This window comes from Sneathiella chungangensis (assembly GCF_009882935.1).
GTDB classification, from domain to species: domain Bacteria; phylum Pseudomonadota; class Alphaproteobacteria; order Sneathiellales; family Sneathiellaceae; genus Sneathiella; species Sneathiella chungangensis.
Genome location: NZ_WTVA01000015.1, coordinates 163,886 through 182,934, shown reverse-complemented (window position 1 = coordinate 182,934; position 19,049 = coordinate 163,886). Strand labels below are relative to the sequence as shown.

10 protein-coding genes and 1 pseudogene are annotated in these 19,049 nt (G+C 57.2%); 1 reads left to right on the top strand and 10 read right to left on the bottom strand.

Going from position 1 to position 19,049, the window contains the following annotated elements; translation table 11 throughout:
* Window positions 1–93: 93 nt before the first annotated feature.
* The 10 genes and pseudogenes from GQF03_RS13890 to GQF03_RS13845 all read right to left on the bottom strand — a co-directional run.
* A pseudogene (locus GQF03_RS13890) lies at window positions 94–2,451 on the bottom strand (heavy metal translocating P-type ATPase); the annotation flags it as partial.
* The gene (locus tag GQF03_RS13885) at window positions 2,423–5,545 is read right to left on the bottom strand and encodes an efflux RND transporter permease subunit (RefSeq protein WP_161339895.1); all 3,123 of its coding nucleotides are present in this window, start codon (window positions 5,543–5,545) and stop codon (window positions 2,423–2,425) included. The gene GQF03_RS13885 and the pseudogene GQF03_RS13890, both read right to left, overlap by 29 nt.
* On the bottom strand, window positions 5,545–6,675 hold the full coding sequence (locus GQF03_RS13880) for an efflux RND transporter periplasmic adaptor subunit (protein ID WP_161339894.1): 1,131 nt from the start codon (window positions 6,673–6,675) through the stop codon (window positions 5,545–5,547). Before GQF03_RS13880 ends, GQF03_RS13885 begins: the two co-directional genes overlap by 1 nt.
* A gap of 169 nt (window positions 6,676–6,844) precedes the next feature.
* Complete coding sequence (gene pgi, locus GQF03_RS13875) at window positions 6,845–8,470, bottom strand: glucose-6-phosphate isomerase (RefSeq protein ID WP_161339893.1); 1,626 nt, start codon at window positions 8,468–8,470, stop codon at window positions 6,845–6,847.
* A 129-nt stretch (window positions 8,471–8,599) separates the two neighbouring features.
* The gene (dctP, locus tag GQF03_RS13870; RefSeq protein ID WP_206375988.1) at window positions 8,600–9,589 is read right to left on the bottom strand and encodes a TRAP transporter substrate-binding protein DctP; all 990 of its coding nucleotides are present in this window, start codon (window positions 9,587–9,589) and stop codon (window positions 8,600–8,602) included.
* Between the two features lie 110 nt (window positions 9,590–9,699).
* The gene (locus GQF03_RS13865) at window positions 9,700–13,320 is read right to left on the bottom strand and encodes an efflux RND transporter permease subunit (RefSeq protein WP_161339892.1); all 3,621 of its coding nucleotides are present in this window, start codon (window positions 13,318–13,320) and stop codon (window positions 9,700–9,702) included.
* Between the two features lie 34 nt (window positions 13,321–13,354).
* The gene (locus GQF03_RS13860; protein ID WP_161339891.1) at window positions 13,355–14,485 is read right to left on the bottom strand and encodes an efflux RND transporter periplasmic adaptor subunit; all 1,131 of its coding nucleotides are present in this window, start codon (window positions 14,483–14,485) and stop codon (window positions 13,355–13,357) included.
* Complete coding sequence (locus GQF03_RS13855; protein ID WP_161339890.1) at window positions 14,486–15,823, bottom strand: TolC family protein; 1,338 nt, start codon at window positions 15,821–15,823, stop codon at window positions 14,486–14,488.
* Window positions 15,824–15,957: 134 nt separating this feature from the next.
* The gene (locus GQF03_RS13850) at window positions 15,958–16,329 is read right to left on the bottom strand and encodes a cupin domain-containing protein (protein ID WP_161339889.1); all 372 of its coding nucleotides are present in this window, start codon (window positions 16,327–16,329) and stop codon (window positions 15,958–15,960) included.
* A gap of 31 nt (window positions 16,330–16,360) precedes the next feature.
* Complete coding sequence (locus GQF03_RS13845) at window positions 16,361–17,602, bottom strand: MFS transporter (protein ID WP_380743761.1); 1,242 nt, start codon at window positions 17,600–17,602, stop codon at window positions 16,361–16,363.
* Window positions 17,603–17,754: 152 nt separating this feature from the next.
* Between GQF03_RS13845 and GQF03_RS13840 the strand changes: the two genes are divergently transcribed.
* Window positions 17,755–19,044, top strand: a complete 1,290-nt coding sequence (locus GQF03_RS13840; RefSeq protein ID WP_161339888.1) for a mechanosensitive ion channel family protein — start codon at window positions 17,755–17,757, stop codon at window positions 19,042–19,044.
* The last annotated feature ends 5 nt before the right edge of the window (window positions 19,045–19,049 follow it).

Genomic DNA, 19,049 nt, shown 5'->3' with positions numbered 1-19,049 from the left:
CGCTCTCCTACAGAAGTTTTTATCGATCTTCGTTCGACACTATAGGGGCAATGTCGCGGATGGCGAAAGAGGAAATCTCTCGCCTCGGTGCATTCAATTCAATTTAATCGTGCGAAGGCGAAGCGCGTTGGAAATGACTGATACGGACGACAGGCTCATCGCTGCCGCCGCAATCATCGGCGATAACAGTGTTCCCGTGAAGGGATAGAGTATTCCCGCGGCAATCGGGATGCCCGCCCCATTATAGGCGAAGGCGAAGAATAAATTCTCCTTGATGTTGCGAAGCGTTCCGACCGCGAGTTTGCGGGCCCGGACGATGCCGGTGAGGTCGCCCTTGACCAGTGTGATCCCGGCGCTTTCGACCGCAACATCCGCGCCGGTTCCCATGGCGATCCCGACATCGGCCGCGGCAAGAGCGGGCGCATCATTCACGCCGTCGCCCGCCATCGCGATGCGATGACCCGTTTCCCGAAGTTCCTCGATAAGCGCCTTCTTATCCGCCGGCAGAACGTCGGCGCGGACATCGTCGATCCCGAGACGGCTGGCAACGGCTTTCGCGGTCCGTTCGTTATCGCCCGTTGCCATGATGATCTTGATGCCAAGCTCGTGCAGTGCGCGAATGGCCTCCTCTGTCGTCTCCTTGACGGGATCTGCAACCGCGACAATCCCGGCAACAGCATTATCCCGCGCGACATACATGACCGTCTTTCCCTCTTGCTGCAAGTCGGCGGCGCGTTTCTCGAAATCACCGGGATCGAGGTTTTTTTCCTCCATCATCGCGCGGTTTCCAAGGGCGACGGATCGGCCTTCGACTGTGCCTTCCACGCCTTTGCCGGTAACCGCATTGAAATCGCCGGCGGGCGGTATTTTCAGGCCGCGCGCCTCCGCGCCCGAAACAATCGCTTCGGCGAGGGGATGCTCGGAACCCTTCTCAAGCGCCGCCGCAATGGTAAGAAGGGCATCGTCCTCGCCGGTTTGCAGGGCGATCACATCGGTCAGCTTCGGCCGTCCTTCGGTGAGCGTGCCGGTCTTGTCGACAACCAGGACATCGACGGAGGCAAATCTTTCCAATGCTTCGGCATCGCGGATGAGGACGCCGGCCGTCGCGCCGCGTCCGGTTGCCGTCATGATTGACATCGGCGTCGCGAGGCCGAGGGCGCAGGGGCAGGCGATGATGAGAACGGAGACGGCGGCGACGATCGCATGGATCATGGCCGGAGAGGGGCCGAAAACAGCCCAGATGAGAAAGGAAAGAATTGCCACGACAACGACGCTCGGCACGAACCAGGCGGCGACCTTGTCGGCGAGGCCCTGAATGGGGGCGCGGGAACGCTGGGCGGAGGCGACCATTTCAACAATTTTAGAGAGCATGGTGTCGGCACCGACAAGCTCGGCCTTCATAATGAGGGTCCCCGTGCCGTTAAGGGTCCCTCCGGTGAGTTTGTCGCCCTCGCTTTTTTCGACCGGCACCGGCTCGCCGCTGATCATGCTCTCATCGACCGCGGAATGCCCCTCGAGCACGACGCCGTCAACCGGTACGCTGTCACCGGGACGAATGCGCAACTTGTCGCCTTCAAGAATATTCTCGAGCGGCACATCATATTCTGATCCGTCGGAGTTGATCCGCCGTGCCGTTTTCGGGGCCAGATCAAGCAGGGCCTTGATCGCCGAGCCCGTCTGCTCGCGCGCACGGAGTTCAAGCACCTGCCCCAAAAAGACAAGGGCGATGATCACCGCCGCGGCCTCGAAATACACCGGGACAATTCCCGCGGCGGTCCGAAATGAAGACGGAAAGCTTCCGGGAACCAGTGTTGCGACAAGACTGAACGCATAGGCGGCGGCCACGCCGAGCATGATCAGCGTCCACATATTGGGGCTGCGATTGATGATTGATGACCAACCCCGTTTAAAGAAGGGAATTGCCGCCCAGAGGACAACAGGGGTCGCCAGCGCAAGCTGGATCCAGGTTGAAAGCCGCGCGCCGATCCAGCTGTCAAAGGGCAATCCCACCATTTCGCCCATCGTAAGGACAAGAAGCGGCAAGGCGAGCGCCGTGCTCACCCAGAAACGGCGGGTGAAATCGATAAGTTCGGGATTTGGGCCATCGTCGGCGCCGGGCGCGCCCATCGGCTCCAGGGCCATTCCGCATTTCGGGCAATCGCCGGGTTGATCCCGGATAATTTCCGGGTGCATCGGGCAGGTATATTGCGTCGCTTTGGGCTGGGATTTCTGGTGCTTTTTATGACCGCCGCTCAAATAGAAAAATGGATCGGCCACAAATCTGTCATGGCATTTTTGCGAGCAGAAATGATAGGTCTCGTCATTGTGAACATGGTTCGGCTTGCCGGCGTTCAGCGTCACTGTCATACCGCACACCGGGTCGGTTGCCGTTTCTTTTTCCGCAGAAGTCAAGGTCGTGGTCCTATCTCGCAACGATGGGGATCCAGCCTGCCTTCTCGCGCAGCCACTGGAAGGCCACGTATAACATGGGGATTAGAAGCATGCCAACAGTCGCGGCAGCCAGCATTCCGGAAAAAACGGGGATGCCAAGGGCGACCATCGCGCCCGCGCCTGCCCCCTTGGCCAGAACCAGCGGGACCAGGCCCATGATGAAGGCAAAGCTCGTCATCATGACGGGACGGAAACGAAGCCTTGCGCCATCGGCGGCGGACTCGTTGAGCGAGTGACCGAGATTGCGTTGTTCCAGGGCAAAGGTATTGATAAGGATAGCATTCTTGGCCGCAAGCGCAATCAGCACAACGATACCAATCTGCGCGTAAAGATCGAACGACAGCCCCGCGATCCGGATGCCAGCGAGAGCGCCAAGCACCGCAACCACGACGGAGGCGAGAATGGCGATCGGAATGCTCCAGCTCTCATATAGCGCGACCAGGAAAAGATAGGCGAATACAAAGGCGAGGCTGATGACCAGCGAGGTCTTGCCAGCCGCCTCCACCTGCTGCAGGGCCAGGCCGGTCCATTCGTAGGCGTAACCCGACGGCAAGCTGTTGGCGGAGATTTTTTCCATATTCGACATGGCAACGCCGAGCCCGCTCTCTGCGGCGGGATTACCAAGAACCGAGGCGGCCTGATAGTTATTGTACCGGGTGATCTGGCGCGGGCCGCTGCTGAGCTTGGCTTCCGTGAAGCTGGAAATCGGGACCATTTCGCCGGAGGAATTGCGGACCTGTATCTTGTAAATATCCTCGATCTTCGCGCGAAACTCCTCGCTTCCCTGCACATATACCGTCCATGTGCGGCCGAAGAGGTTGAAATCATTGACATAGTAACCGCCCAGCTGGCTTTGCAGCGCCGCAAATATGTCGGAAATCTCAATCCCGAGCGTTTTTGCCTTGTCCCGATCGATCTTGAGGGAAACCTGCGGGGTGTTTGCCTCAAAGGTCGAGAAGGCGCTGGCGATCGCGGGGTCCTGATTGGCTTCGACCACGAGATTGCGCAGCACGGCGCCCATCTCGAACGGTTCCTGCCCTTCCAATGCTTCCAGCACATATTCGAAGCCGCCGGCATTCCCGAGGCCATCAATGGCCGGGGGATTGAGCGGGATATAGACGGCCTCTGCGATACCCGAGAGCTTTTGCGCCGCCCGTTGAAGCACCGCGCCGGCGCTTAATTCCGGCGAATTGCGTTCCGCATAGGGTTTGAGGTTAAGAAACACGACGCCGGCATTTGATGCGTTGCTGCCGCTCAGAAGGTCGAGGCCTGTAACTTGACCGATGATTCGGACGGCCGGATCGCCTTTCAGCGCCGCGGAAGTCATTTCTGCAACCTTCAAGGTGCGGTTGAAGGACGCGCCTGCCGGAAGCTGGAAGATGACCATGACATAGCCCTTGTCTTCCTCCGGTACGAAGCCGGCCGGAGTGGATTTTATACCGTAACCCGCCAACAGGCCGAACCCCGCCGCGACGGCAAGGGACAAGGCCGAAACACGCACAAGCTTCTTGATGATCCCGGCGTAGCCATCGCCGACTTTATTTATGAAACCGGTTACCGGCCGCATAAAGACGACGGGTTTGCCCGGGCGCAGGAAAAGAGCGCAGAGCGCGGGCGAGAGGGTCAGGGCATTAATGGCCGAGATGACCATCGCGGCGGAAATGGCAACGGCAAACTGCCGGAACAATACGCCGGAGGAGCCGGGCAGAACCGCCACGGGAACAAACACCGCGAGCAGCACGAAAGTGATCGCGATAATCGATCCGGCGATTTCCGTCATCGCTTTATGTGCCGCCTGCGCAGGCGACAGATGCGGATCCTCTTCCATCACCCGTTCCACATTCTCGACGACGATGATGGCGTCGTCGACAACGATCCCGATAGCCAGCACAAGCGCCAGAAGCGAAATGATATTCGCGGTATAGCCCAGCGCGTAAATGACGGCGAGGGCGCCAATAATCGCGACGGGAACGGCGAAAAGCGGAATGAGGGTCGCACGAAAGCGCCCGAGGAAAACGAAGACGACGATGGCGACAAGCACAAAGGCTTCTATCAGTGTCTCGATCACTTTCGAGATCATGTCATCAACGAATTCTGCGCTGTCGACGAACTTGTGGTAGGCCAGACTGGTCGGAAACCGTTCCGATAGATCGGCGATTTTCTCTTCCACGGCCTTCGCGGTGATCACCGCATTGGCCCCGGGGGAGAGATATATGGCGACGCCCGCCGCTTCGGCATCCCCTAAATTGATTTGCTGCTGCGCACTTTGTGCGCCGAGCTCGACGCGGGCGACATCCCTGATACGAATGATCGAACCGTCGTCCTGCGCCCTCAGGATGATGCTACCGAATTCCTCCGCCGATGAAAGCCGTCCCTTCGTATTGACGGTGAGTTGAAGGCTCTGGTTATCGGAGATCGGCGGCGCCCCGAGGCGGCCAGCGGGGGCCTGGATATTCTGGTTGCGGATCGCGTCGATAATATCCTGATTTGTCAGGTTCAGATTGGCCATCAATGTCGGATTATCGATCCAGATCCGCATGGCATAGGAGGAGGCGCCGAGAATGGTGGCATCACCAACCCCGGGAAGACGTTTCAGCTGATCGACAACGTTGATCGTGAGATAGTTGCTGATGAAAAGCTGATCGAGGCTGGCGTCTTCCGAATAGAAACCGAAAATCTGCAGGATCGAACTTGATTGTTTCTGCACGGTGACGCCGTTCTGCTGCACCGTATCGGGGAGGGACGACAGCGCCTGGCTTACTCGCGTCTGTGTATTCACCGTTGCAAGATCCGGATCGGTGCCAACGGCGAAAGTCGCCGTCAATGCGTAGCTCCCGTCGGAATTGCTGACGGATTTCATGTAGATCATGTCATCGACGCCATTGACCGCGCTCTCAATAGGCTGGGCGACCGTATCCGCGACGACCTTGGCATCAGCGCCGGAATAGGTCGTGGTCACCTGCACCGTCGGCGGCGTGATTTCCGGATATTGGGAGACCGGGATCACGAACATGGACAGAATGCCCGCCAGCGTGATGACGAGAGAAATGACGATGGCGAATTTCGGGCGGCGGATGAAAAAATCGAAAATCATCAATTCGCCTCGCTCTGCGGGGCGGTTTTGGGATTTACGGATATGCCGTTCCGGACCTTCTGCTGTCCGGCAACAATGACGCGATCACCAAGGTTGAGGCCTTTTTCAACGACCAGGGAAAGCCCCTGCTGTGCGCCGGTCACAATGCGCCGGACGGCCACTTTGTCATCCGCCTCGACTGTAAAGACATAGGGGCCCTGCTGATCAAGCAGCAAGGCGTCTTGCGGAATGACCAGATGTTTTTGCGCTTCCTTGCTTTCGATAATGACGCTGACGAGTTGCTGGTCGACCAGCAGCATATCCGGGTTCGGAAATTCGGCGCGGACCGTTATGGTATTGGTCGCATCATTTGCGCTTGGGTCCGCATAAATGATCCGTCCCCCCTGCTGGTAAAGCGTATCATCCGGCAGCCTTAATTTTACCGTCACGTCATCGGCGTTGAGGCGCCGTTTGCTGATTTCCGTAAAAAGCCGGTCGGGAACGGGCCAGGCCACGTGAACAGGATCCTGCGCGACGAGCAGGGCGAGCGCCTCGCTTGATGGCCCGACAAGGGATCCCTTGGTTTCATTGGCCTTACCGATGCGGCCTGTTATCGGCGCCCGTATCTCGGTATAGCCAAGATTGATTTCCGCAAGAGAAAGTTCCGCCTTTCGCGCGGCGACAGTGGCCTGGGCACCTTCATATTGTGCGAGATCCTGATCAAGTTGCGCCTGAGAAACCGCCTTTCGCGCCACCAGTTCCTTTGAGCGTTCATAATCAAGTTTGGCCAGCTTTTCTGTCGCGACGGCGCTCGCCAGGTTCGCGCGGGCCTCTGCGACGTTCGCCTCATAAATGCTTTTTTCGATCTTAAAGAGCAGATCTCCGGCATTCACGCGGCTGCCTTCGACGTAGGATACTTCGGAGAGATACCCTTCTATCCGGGCATTGATCTCGACGCGGGCAGTGGCCTCCACCCGGCCATAAAAGACGGATTCGTTCGCAATTTCCTTCTCAATCACCTTTGCGACGAGAACGGCGGGAGCGGCCGGCGCGCCGGCGGCGCCCGATTGCGCGGCGACGAAATGGACCGGCCCGAAACTGACGACAACAAGCACGAGGGACGCAAGAATAAGACCGGAAAGCCGTCGCATGAGGCCCCCTCCATTTTATAAATTCAGCCGGATTTTATTGTTTCATTTATTGCCCGTTCCGTAAACCTTGCGGTGAGAAAAACGCCGCGAAAATTTTCTGCGCCTGTCGCGGAATTTGATCTGCAATATTTGTTTGAACGGCGGTGCCTATCGACAATTCAGGCAGGGATCATTTACGTCGAAGGCGGGCAATGGTTTCAAGGAGGCCGCGGGTCGATCCGTCTTTTTCGTCAAGCCCGCTCTTCTCTCCGATCAAGGGCAGCAGGGTTGCCGCAAGTTCCTTACCGAGCTCGACCCCCCATTGATCGAAGCTGTTGATCCCCCAGATTACCCCTTCGACAAAGACGCGGTGCTCATACAGAGCAATTATCCGACCCAAAGTATAGGGATCCAGCTTCCGGTAAATGAGCGTTGTGGAGGGGCGGTTTCCGGGAAAGGTCTGATGAACCGCCGCGTCGAGGCGCTCTTGCGATGCGCCCATGGCGGTGAGGTTTTCGATCACCTCTGCAAGGCTGCGCCCGCGCATCAACGCTTCCGACTGCGCGAGGCAGTTCGCGAGCAGCAGGTGATGATGATTTTGCAGATCCGTTTCATGAGACTGTGCGGCGACCAAGAATTCGCAAGGGATCACCTGGCTTCCCTGATGGATGAGCTGGTAGAAGGCATGCTGTCCGTTGGTTCCCGGCTCGCCCCAGACAATAGGGCCGGTTTTTTGGGGAACAACCTCACCTTCAAGCGTAATGCTCTTGCCGTTGCTCTCCATATCGAGTTGTTGGAGATAGGCGGGAAGGCGCGCCAGTCTCTGATCGTAGGGCAGAACCGCCCGGCTGCCATATCCGCGGATATTGTTGTGCCAGATACCGATCAGGCCAAGCATTACGGGCATGTTTTTGTCAAGCGGTGCCCTGCGGAAATGGCGATCCATGGCATGCCCGCCTTCCAAAAACTCGGTGAAGTGCTCCGGGCCGATGGCGATCATCAGGGGAAGGCCAATGGGCCCCCAGACCGAATATCGGCCGCCGACCCAGTCTTCGAACCCGAAAACGCGTTCCGGCGCGATGCCGAATGCGGAAGTTCTTTCAAGCGCGGTTGAAACGGCGGCGAAATGATTGGTTGCCTTGTCCCCGACGGCCCGGGTCATCCAGCTTTTCGCCGTTTCGGCATTCGTCATCGTTTCAATCGTCGTAAAGGTTTTTGATGCGACGATGAAAAGCGTTCTTGCGGGATCAAGATTTTTCAACAGGTCGGCGATATCGGCACTGTCAATATTGGAGACAAAATGTAGCCGGGGGCCGTTGTGATAGGGGGCAAGAGCCCGGGTTGCCATCGCCGGGCCCAGATCCGACCCGCCGATCCCGATGTTGACGACATCCGTAAATGCGCTGCTATCACTGGCGCCAATCTCTCCGGACCGGATTCCCGACGCAAATGCGGCCATTTGCCCCAGAGTGTCATTGATGCCCGGCATAACATCCTCGTCGCCGACAAAGACCGGTTCGTTGCTCCGATTGCGAAGGGCAGTATGCAGCGCCGCACGGCCTTCGGTCCGATTGATGCGCGCGCCTTTGAACATGGCCTCGCGTTTGTCCGCCAGGCCAGACGCCTCTGCAAGTTTGACCAGCAGGTTGCGGGCGGTCTCGTCGAGACTGGTTTTCGAGAAATCGAGCAACATATCATCAAGCGTAATCGAGAAGGTCTCAAAGCGCGCCGGATCGCGCTCGAAGAGTTCGACAAGCGAGGTCGCCTCGATTTCCTTATTATATTCGGCCAGTTCAGACCAAATATCTGCGCTCATCGCGTTTCTCCAGACAGGACGATTGATCGGCTTCCACCAATTTTCGTCTTCGATACTACGCCGGACCGGTTAATGAACTCTCAAAAGCCGGGATATTTTTCCCGGTCCCGATCCGCTACGCCGTTGAATTTACATATCTTCCAAGAGATCGATCAGTTCTTCGCCGTCGGCACCCGTCGCGGCAAGAAACGCCCTGGAGAAAGCCGGGCGCATGATTGCCTTCAATTTCTCGATTTCCGGCTCCGTCGCGATATGAACCTTCATGCCTTCGTCTTTCAGAAGTTTGGGGGCGGCGGCGGCCGAAATTTCGCTGGCCTCGATCGCCCAAAGCGCGGCCTTGCCGCTGGCCTCCCGGATCGCCTGCCGGCTCTTTTCAGGAAGCTTGTCGAACCATTCCGAATTGACATAGCCGTTATAGTAAATCGTGAACAGCGGCAGAATGGTGACATGATCCTGCACATCGTAATATCGCGCCGACAAAGCGGCTGAGATATTGGTCAGCCCGGCATCCAGCTCGCCTTTTTCAAGCGCCTTATAGGCGGCCATGTCGGACATATCGACGGGCGTCGCGCCCATCGCCTCAAAGGCGGCATTGGAGATCGGGCCGAGCCCCTGTATCCTGATATTCTTGAAATCTGACGGCTTGGTCAGGAACCGGCCCTTTGATGTGATCGCCGTTCGCCAGGTCGTGAAAAGCCAGGCGACATTTGTCAGGCCGGTTTCGGCGACTTCCTGCTCCAGTATCTTCGCCGCCCGAGAGCCGTTCCATTTTTTCAGAATCTCGACATTGCGCAGCGCGAAGGGGTCCAGCGTAACATCCATCAGGGGAAGGCTCTCGGCCCAGCGGCTGTTCATTGTAAAGGCGCATTCGATCTCGCCCGCACGGACAGCCGCGGCGTTGCGCGGCGCTTTGACCAGGCTGTTGGCGCCGTTCACCTGAACGTCGATGGCATTTTCAGAGAGGGTTTCGATTTCCGCGGCCCATTGGTCGATAATCTTGGCAATATGATTATCCGGCGGGAGCTGATGGCTGCAGCGCATGATTTCCGCCGACTGGGCGGCGGTCGTGATGCCCGCGACAAGCATCAGGCCGAAGAAGGCGCCCAAAAAAGTTCTCAACGTTATTCTTCCCTCATGCAAATACTTCGGTCGCGCCGATTGGATCGGCACGCCGTCTTTTGATTGCGCAGACTATAATTGGATTGCGGCCCCTTTGTCACGCTTTCGCTTTATGCGGCAACGCTTGCCCGCTCTTCCCATTTCACCGCTTTCAGATCCAGCACGAAAATGGAGTAAATCACGGGAACAAGAAGCAACGTCGTGAAGGTGGCGATGGTCAGGCCGCCGATCTGGGCATAACAGAGCGGCTGCCAGAGGGGTCCGCCATGCAAGGCCAGGGGGCCGAGGCCGAACACCGTCGCGCCAACGGTAATCAGGACGGGGCGCAGCCGGACAATCCCGGCATCAAGCAAGGCTTCGCGCAAGGGTTCCCCTTTTTCGTGCATTTCTTCGATAAAGTCGAAAAGCACGATGATATGGCTGACAATCACGCCGATCAGCGCTACGATCCCGAGAAACGCCATAAACCCGAACGGACTGTTGGTTACGGCGAGCGCGACCAGCGCCCCGATAACGCCATAGGGAACGGCCGCCAGGACGATCAGCGGCTTGACCGCATTTTTGAACTGGAAGACGAGCGCAACGAAAATCAGACCTATGGAAATGCCCATCACCTTGGTCAACTGCTTGAAGCCTTGCTGGGCATTGGCCTGCTCTCCCGTGATTTCCATGGTGAAACCGGGCGGCAGACGCTTTGCGAAGGCGTCAAGATCCTCTTCGATGGCCTTCATCACCTCGGAGGGGAGAACACCGGCGAGTGGAAAGGCGCGTACATTTACGGTGCGGAAATGCTCCTCGCGGAGAATGCGCTCCGTATGCAGTTGATATTCCACGGTCGCGATCTGGCCAAGCGGGACCTTGTTATTGTTGGTCGTCGCAAAGACATAGAGATTGTCAAGATCGGAAAGCTGCGCCCTTTCCGACGGTTTCAATATGGAAACGACAGGAATATCCTTGTCACCGCGTTGCAAGGTCGTTACCTGATTGCCGTTCAGTCCGGCGGACGAGGACGCGGCGATATTCTGGTTCGTCACGCCAGCCAGAAACGCCCGGTCCGGGTCAATCTCGATGCGCAGGCGCAAGGATTCTTCGCCCCAGTCATCGCGTGCCCGCGCGGCATTCGGCGCCTCGGCAAGGATTGCCACCATTTCGGCGGCCAGTTGCCGCAGCGTCGCAATCTCGGCTGCTGATTCCGGGCCTTCCGATTGAACGGCGGATTTGGCGGAAATTCTGATTTCCACAGGATAGGGCACCGGATTTGTCTGCAACTGCCGAACGTCGATGACGGCCTCTGGAATTTTTGCACTTAGGGCCTGTTGCAGATGCGGGATCAGTTCTGCCGTCAGCTCCTTGTTGTTCAGCCGCATCACAAGCTGCGCATAGTTCCGCTGATGCAATTGCGGTGTGACCGAGAACCAGAAACGCGGCGCGCCGCCCCCAACAAAACTCGCGATCAAGGTGAGAGGATCGCCCCCGCCGTCCGGGCCGAGGCTAGCGCCGAAATCTTCGGCGATTTCCTGAACAATCCTGACTGCCTGGTCGGTGACCCTCTGGGTTTCATGGATGGTGGCGTTATTCCGGAGATTTATATCGGCGTAGAAAAGATACTGCACATCGTCGGGAAAGAACGACGTTTTCAGCGTCTGACTAAGTGGGATGATCAAGGCGATAAAGGCCAAGGACGCAAGCAGGGCTTTCTTGCGGTGATCGATCAGGAAGCTGCCGACGCGGAAATAAAGACCGCTGAACCCGCGCGTCCGCCGCTCTTCAATCGTCGGCTCATGTTTGTTGCGCGGTCTCAGGAGGTAATAGCCGAGAAACGGCAGGAAACTCATGGAGACCAGCCGCGAACAGACCAGCGCCGTCGTCATCACCACCGGCAGGCTGTAGAGGAATTCGCCCGTATTGCCGGTCAACAGCAAAAAGGGAAGATAAGCCACGACATTTGTAATTGTCGCGAACATGATGGCATGGGCGAGTTTGGTGGGGCCGAGCCAGGCAGCAAGAATTCGCGGCTGCCCGGCGGCGAGGCCGCGCTTGATGGCGTCCCCGGCAACAACCGGATCATCGACAAGCAGACCGAGCGCGATGATCAATGTCGCAATGGATACCTGTTGTAACTGTATCCCCAGCGTATCGATGATGCCGAAGGTCATGGCGAGCGTGATCGGGATCGATATCATCATCAGAAGAGCCGAGCGCCATTCCCAGAAGCCAAGGAAGGAAATCGCGACGACAAGCACGATGGCCTCGATCAGGGCGGTCATGAACAGGTCGATATTCTCTGCGACCTGGGACGGCTGATTGGATATGCGCTCGATGACGATGTCGTCGGGCAAGTGTGGCTGCACCTCCTTCAGGACCTGATCAACGGCCTCGCCAAATTTGCCGATCTGACCGCCGTCGCGCATCTGGATGGCGAGCGAGATGGCTTTGCCGCGCTGCCATTTTCCGTTCTCATCCCGCCAGTTATAGTAGTTGAGGAAGGAGGGCGGGGAGACATATCCCGGAACAACCTCGCCGATGTCCCTGAGATAGACCGGCGCGCCGGAGGGGGATTTCGTGAAAGCAGTGCCGCCGATCTGGTCGGGGCTTGTATATTTGCCGATTGGCTCGACCAGGACGCTGGACCCGCTCGCGTAAAACTCGCCGCCGGAAATATCGCTGTTCCGCGCGGCGATCGCGCTGCTCACGTCGTTCGGCGTCAGGCCGTAGGACGCAAGAAGATCCTGCGAATATTCGAGATAGATCCTTTCATCGACGACGCCGGAGCTGTTGACGACGGTGACCAGCGGAATTGTCTGCAGATTGCGGATAATGAGGTTCGTAAAGTCGTCAAGCTCCCGGTAGCTGTATTTACCGCCGGGCGAGGCCTGCAGCTTTTCGTCTGTTTTCTCCGGATCATCGATAACGATGGCGGGCCAGGCATCTTCATGAAAACTGACCTGCGCGAGCTTCGTCAGTAGAAACTCATCCAGTTCCTTGAGGATCGCTGAATCAGAAAGGGTGGTTGTGAAATCAAGCCCGATAAACCCCGCGCCTTTTATAAAAACCGCATCGGACACATCCCCGCGTTTGACAAGGTAGTCCTTGAACAGGTCCATATTCCGTCCGGGCGCGGTGAGGGCGATATCACGCGGCATGACAACAACAAGGGAACGGCGCGAGGCTTCGCTTTTACCACCGGTTTTCCGGGCATTTTCGATCGCGGTTTTGATATCCCGGGCCCTTAAGGAAATTTCCACCGGATTTTCTGTCGGGCTCGCCACCGTCATCAGGATCGCCGCTGTATCGCCGAAACCGTCATTGAACTGGATCGGCCCGGCGCCGGCCGGCAGACTTAAGGATCTGAGGTTCAGGTCGATTTCGTTGAACGCCGCCTTGGTATCATCCAGCGTTTCTTCAAGCTGGATCTGGACGATCGAGAGATTGGGAAGCGTCAAGGATTTAACGGCAAATTTCGTCGGGCTGACGGGGTGCAGGGTTGAGCTGAGCGCGATCTGCTCCTCGATAGGGCGGGTAACCAGCTGTTCTATTTTTGTCGCGTCGGCGCCGGGCCAGCTTGTAATGACCGACGCCACGCGAACCTGGATTGCCGGATCCTTGGCCTTCGGCATCGAGAAATATCCGTAGAGCCCCCACATGAAGACGGCGATCAGCAGGACCCAGGAAATATGCCGGTTTTCGGTAAAATAACGGGCAGTATTGTGGGTTTCCGTAATGTCCTTCATTGGCTAGGCTCCCCTGTCCCAAACAAAGACAACATTACGGAATCACCGCGACTTGCTGGCCGTCCCTGACGAACGAGGCGCCATTGACTACAACCCGTGAATTCGCATCCAGACCGCTCAGAACAGCGATCCGGTTTCCATGCACATCCCCAAGGTCGACGTCGGTCAGCCGGACGATAGTCTTGTCACCCTCCGTCGCAAGCACGAAAACCGCATATCCGTTCGGATCATTCTTCGACCTGACGACGGCGGCAAGCGGGATTAGCGGACCCTGATGGGTTCCGGCACTCTCTCTCGGCAGGCTGAGCGAGGCGATCATTCCAACCTTCAGAAGGCCGTCGCCGTTATCGATATTGACCTTCACGTCGAACACGCGGCTGTTCGTGTCGGCAGACGGGGCAATTTCGGAAATCTTGCCGGTAAAAACCTTTTCGGGATAGGATTGGGTGGTCAGATTCTGGCTGTCCCCGATATTCAGCGATTGCACGGTGCTGTCCGGAACGCCGAACACGGCTTTGACCACGTTCGTATCGGCGATAACGAAGGCGACTGTTTGCGGGTTGGCGAGCGTTCCAACGTCGACATTGCGCTGCAGGACAACGCCGTCGAGTGGCGCGACAAGATCAAAGTCATTTACGTTATTCCGGGCGATCTTCTGCGCGGCCTTGGCATTTTCAAGCTGGGCGACGGCATTTTCATATTCCTGCTTGGCGCTGTCATAATCCGGCGCCGTCATGCTGCCCGATTTGAACAGGGTGGTCGCCCGGTCATAATCCTGCTTGCCCTTGTTGAGATTGGCCTGGGCCGCTGCGACCTGGCTGTCCGCCTGTGTCAGGCTGTCCCGGATATCCTTGGAATCAACCGTCGCAAGGATATCCCCTTTCTTTACCCTGTCCCCGGCCTGAACGGCGCGCTCCGTTCCGTCATCTCCCTTGATCTGCATAAGCTTCGTGACATAGCCGGTTACCTTGAATGTCACATTGACCTGTGTATTGGCTTCAATATTGGCGCTGTAGCGGATATCGCTTGCCGTCGTATCCTCTGTCAGAACGGCCGCCCTGACCGGTTGCAGGGGAGCTGATTCCTGGGCCTCTTCCGAGTCGCAGGCCGTTAGCATCAAAACGCCAATCGCCAAGCCATATCGCAAGGCCGCTTGCCATGTCATCTATTCATCTCCCAGTGCCTGTTCGAGGGCGGCACTGGCATTCCAGACCCCGAGCAATGCCTGATGGTAGTTGTCATTCGCCTGTTGCAGCTGTGCCTGGGCATTCAACAGATCGCTCAGCAGAATGGTTTTCGCCTTATATTGATTAAAGCTGACCCGCAATTCTTCTTCAGCGGCTTTTTTGGCCATTTCGGTCACCGGCACGAGGGCTCTCGCGACTTCTAGGTTGCGAATACTCTGGCTCACTTGCGCGCGGATTTGGTCCTCGTTATCGCGGAGGGAATTTTGCGCCTGCCGGAGGGCAATTCGGGAGCCCGTCACATTGCTCTCGTCCGCTCCCCAGGTGAAGAAATCCCATTTGGCGATAAATCCGACATAAAGGCTCTCGTCCGGCAGCAAGTTCGTGTTGTTGACGCGGCCATAACTGGCGACAAGATTGACCTCCGGCAGATAACCGCTTTTCTGGATGTCGACTTCCGTCTCTGCCGCCTTGACCTGAAGCCGGGCTTCCTGGGTTTCCGGGCGTTTTTCAATCGCCTGATCGGCAGCCTGCTCGGCATCAAAAGTAAGTGCCGGCTTGGCATTTGCCGGGGTTACCCTGAACGGCGTTGAAATATCCCGGCCGAGCAGGGCATTGAGCTGTTGCTTGGTCGTCAGAAGGTCGTTCTGCTGGGTCAGCAGTTGGTGGCGGGCGGAGGCGAGCTGCGCCTCTCCGTTCAGGAGCTGATATTCAAGCTCCGTCTTCTGGGCCACATTGTCCTTGAGGATCTTGACGAGTTCCTCATTGAACTGGACCGAGGATTTCGTCGCGGCAATGGCGCTTTCGTCGCTCAGGATCTGGTAGTAAAGCTGCTTTACCTGCAACGTCACGGATTGCTCCGTTTGCCGGGATTGCTGGCGGGCAATTTCTTTCTGCGTTTTCAGCTTGTCAACATTCAGGCCGATTTCATAGAGGCCCACGAGCGGCTGCGTCGCCGTCAAGGAATAGCGAGTGGTAAATCCGTTCGTCGTATCGATAGAAACGTTCGAAGAGGGAACAGGGCTGCCGCCGACAGTACCGAGCGATCCTTTCTCGAAAGTATATTCATTGTCGACGAAATTCTGCAGCCCGTGAACATGTGCGCTGAGTTGCGGATATTGCTTCGCTTCGACGGCTTTCTTCTGTTCTTCGACGACGTCAATCTGAAGATCGGCATTCTGTAATTGGTAGTTCTGCGCCTTGGCCATCTCGATGGCATCTGCGAGCGTGAGCAACGGCGCATCTGCCGCAAACGCCGAGCCCGCTACAAGGCCGAGGCCGAGCAGTAGGGTTGGCATGACTGGACGTAAATTGACCACGGCAGCTTTCCCCCCAGCACGTTCTTAATGGCGATCAGCAAAAAACATAGCCGGTCACGTGAAATATGTCAAAATGATAAGGGTTCTGGATCGCCACTATCCGCGGATGGCGGGCATTCGTCCGTTCCGCCAAATTATTCAGCCACTTCAAGGGTTTCGAATTCGGCGGGCAAAACTATTTCGATCATTTCAAGATCATCGGAATAGGCGAGTTCCTGGTGCGGGATGCCGGGCGGTTGATGCACACAGGAGCCAGCCTTGAGTGTGACTTCGCCTGTGCCTTCATACCAGAAATTGACCCACCCTTTGAGAATGTAGACCATCTGGAATTCCAGCTCATGGACATGCCTGTCGCCGACAGCATGTTGTCCCGGAACGGCGCGGATGACATGCGCGCCGAAGCGTCCGTCCGTCGCCTCTTTGATACCGAGGTCGCGATACTCGAAAAAGCCGCGAAGGCCGCTGGTGAATTCGGAGTCTTCCGCATGGCTTACAGATAGTTTCATTTTTCTCCCCGTCAGTTTTTTGTTGGCGGCTTCAGGCATTTGCGGTTCGCCTCTCCCCCGTGCGCCAGAGCAGGAGCGCCATGATGCCCATATTCAGCATGTTCCAGGCAATGCCGTTGATGAAGGCCGCCTGATAGGAACCCGTCAGGTCATAAATCAGGCCGGAAATCCAGCCGCCGAGCGCCATCCCGACAACGGTCATCATGATGACAAGGCCAACCCGCTCCCCTGCCTCTTTTGCGGGCAGATATTCGCGGACGATAATGGCGTAGCTCGGCACGATACCTCCCTGCGACAACCCGAAGACAAGGGAGACGATGTACAGGGAGGCGAGACCGTTGAACGGGATATATAAAAAGAGCGCAAGACATTGCAGGAAGGAGCCCAACAGCACCGTCCGGACACCGCCGATACGGTCGGCAAGAAAACCGGAAAGCAGGCGGCTGACTATTCCGCCTGCGAGCATAATGGACAGCATTTCCGCCCCGGCGGAGACACCGAAGCCGAGATCGGCGCAGTAGGCGACGATATGGACCTGCGGCATGGACATGGCGACGCAGCAGCTGATCCCCGCGATGCATAGCAGGATTTGAAGGGCGCGCGGCGAAATATCGATGCGGCGCTTGGTGACCGGAAGGGCGTCCGGGGCCGATGAGATATCCACCACATGCGCCGGTATGCGCTTCTTCAGGAGAAACGCCACCGGTATCATGACGCAAACGGAGACAACGGCGACCAGCATATAGGCGTCGCGCCATCCATCCGACGCCATGACCTCTTTCAGGACGAGCGGCCAGAATGTGCCGGCGAGATAATTACCGCTGGCGGCGGCGGCGACGGCTATGCCCCTGTTGCGTTCAAACCAGTGCGATAAGTCGGCGATGAGCGGGCCGAATGTGACCGCGGATCCGGATCCGATCAAAATGCCCTGTACCGCAGCGAATATCCAGACATTCCCCGAGAGGGATCCAAGCGCAAATCCCGCACCCAGCATCAGGGCGGAGACAATCATCGGTAATACGATGCCGAACCGGTCGACGAGGCGCCCGAATACGAAATTGCCGAGGGCGAAGCCGATCATCGTCGTCGTATAGGGGATTGACGCTTCGGAGCGATCAATGCCGAATTCTTCCTGTACCGCTGGCAGGACGACAACAACGGCCCACATTCCGGCACTTCCGACAAGGGAGATGAGCACGGATACGCAAAGGCGAACCCAGGAATAACCGCTGTCAAGATAGGGTGTCCCGGGCAAACTCTGAGACGAAAAGATAGACAAGAGAAACGCCCTTTCCCGCGAACAAGGCGATGGTTTTTGTTGATTTTCGATCCACCCTATCACAGCCGGCAGGGGCCCTGCATCCCTTTTGATCGAACGCGGATAGTTGTTTGATAATTGGGGAGAAGCGAGTAAGCTTGAATTCAATGAACGCAGATAAAATACGAGAGTTTCTGGAGCAGACGCTGGGGCATATTACGGCTCTCGGGTCGGACGTGAATATTATTTCCCAGATTCTGGCGGTCATTGGCGGGCTGCTCGTCGCCTATTTCACGCGCCGCCAGCTAAAGACTGCTCTCCTCAGTCTGCAAGGTCATTTTCCGCCGCGCTCGCCGTTCGCAAGGGGGCTTGAAATACTGGCGGGGTTGTCGCTGCCGCTGATCTGGCTGGCGATCGAATTTGCAATTCTCGCAATTTTTCAGGGCGTGGGGCCGCCGTCCCACATCATCAGCGCGATCTGTTCCCTGCTGGTCGCCTGGATTGTCATCAATGTCGTCACCAGCCTTGCGGAAAATAAAATCTGGGCGCGCCTGGTCGCGTTCTGCGCCTGGACAATAGCGGCGCTCAATATCCTGGGCTTGCTAACTCCGACACTGGTTTTTCTCGAAAACCTGGCCTTCAATCTCGGAGATACCCGCATCTCGATGCTGGGCGTCGCCAAGGCCGTCGTCGCCGGCATCATCGTTTTCTGGATTACCTTCGGGCTGTCCCGCTTTCTGGAGGCGCGGATCCATAAGTCGCGGGCCCTGACGCCGTCGGTTCAGGTGCTGACCGCGAAACTGGTCCGCGTCGGACTGATATCGGCGGCCGTCCTGATCATACTTTCCAACTCCGGCATAAACATCACGGCGTTTGCCGTCTTCAGTGGTGCGCTGGGCGTTGGCATTGGTTTCGGCCTTCAGAAAATCGTGTCCAATCTCATCAGCGGCATCATTCTGCTGCTCGATCGCAGTATCAAGCCTGGCGATGTCATCGAGGTCGGACAAACCTATGGCAGGGTCAATGCCATGGGCGCGCGCTACGCCTCGGTGATTACCCGTGATGCCACGGAATTTCTCATTCCGAACGAAGACCTGATCACCCAACAGGTGATCAACTGGTCCTACAGTTCAAAGAATGTACGGATGCGCGCACCGATCGGCGTCTCTTATGACACGGACATCCCGAAGGCGCTGAAATTGATTGAAGGGGCGGCGAAGGATGTTCCCCGAGTGCTTGAAAACCCGGCGCCGCGTTGTCTGATGCGCGGGTTCGGCGATAGTTCCATCGATCTTGAGCTTCGTTTCTGGATCGCCGATCCCGAAGAGGGCTGCCGGAATGTCACCAGCGATGTCCTGGTCAGCGTCTGGGCTTTATTCCGAAAGGAAGGGATCAATGTCCCCTTTCCACAGCGAGATATTCGTGTTGAAATGGTCGACGCCAAAAACCAATCCTGAAAACA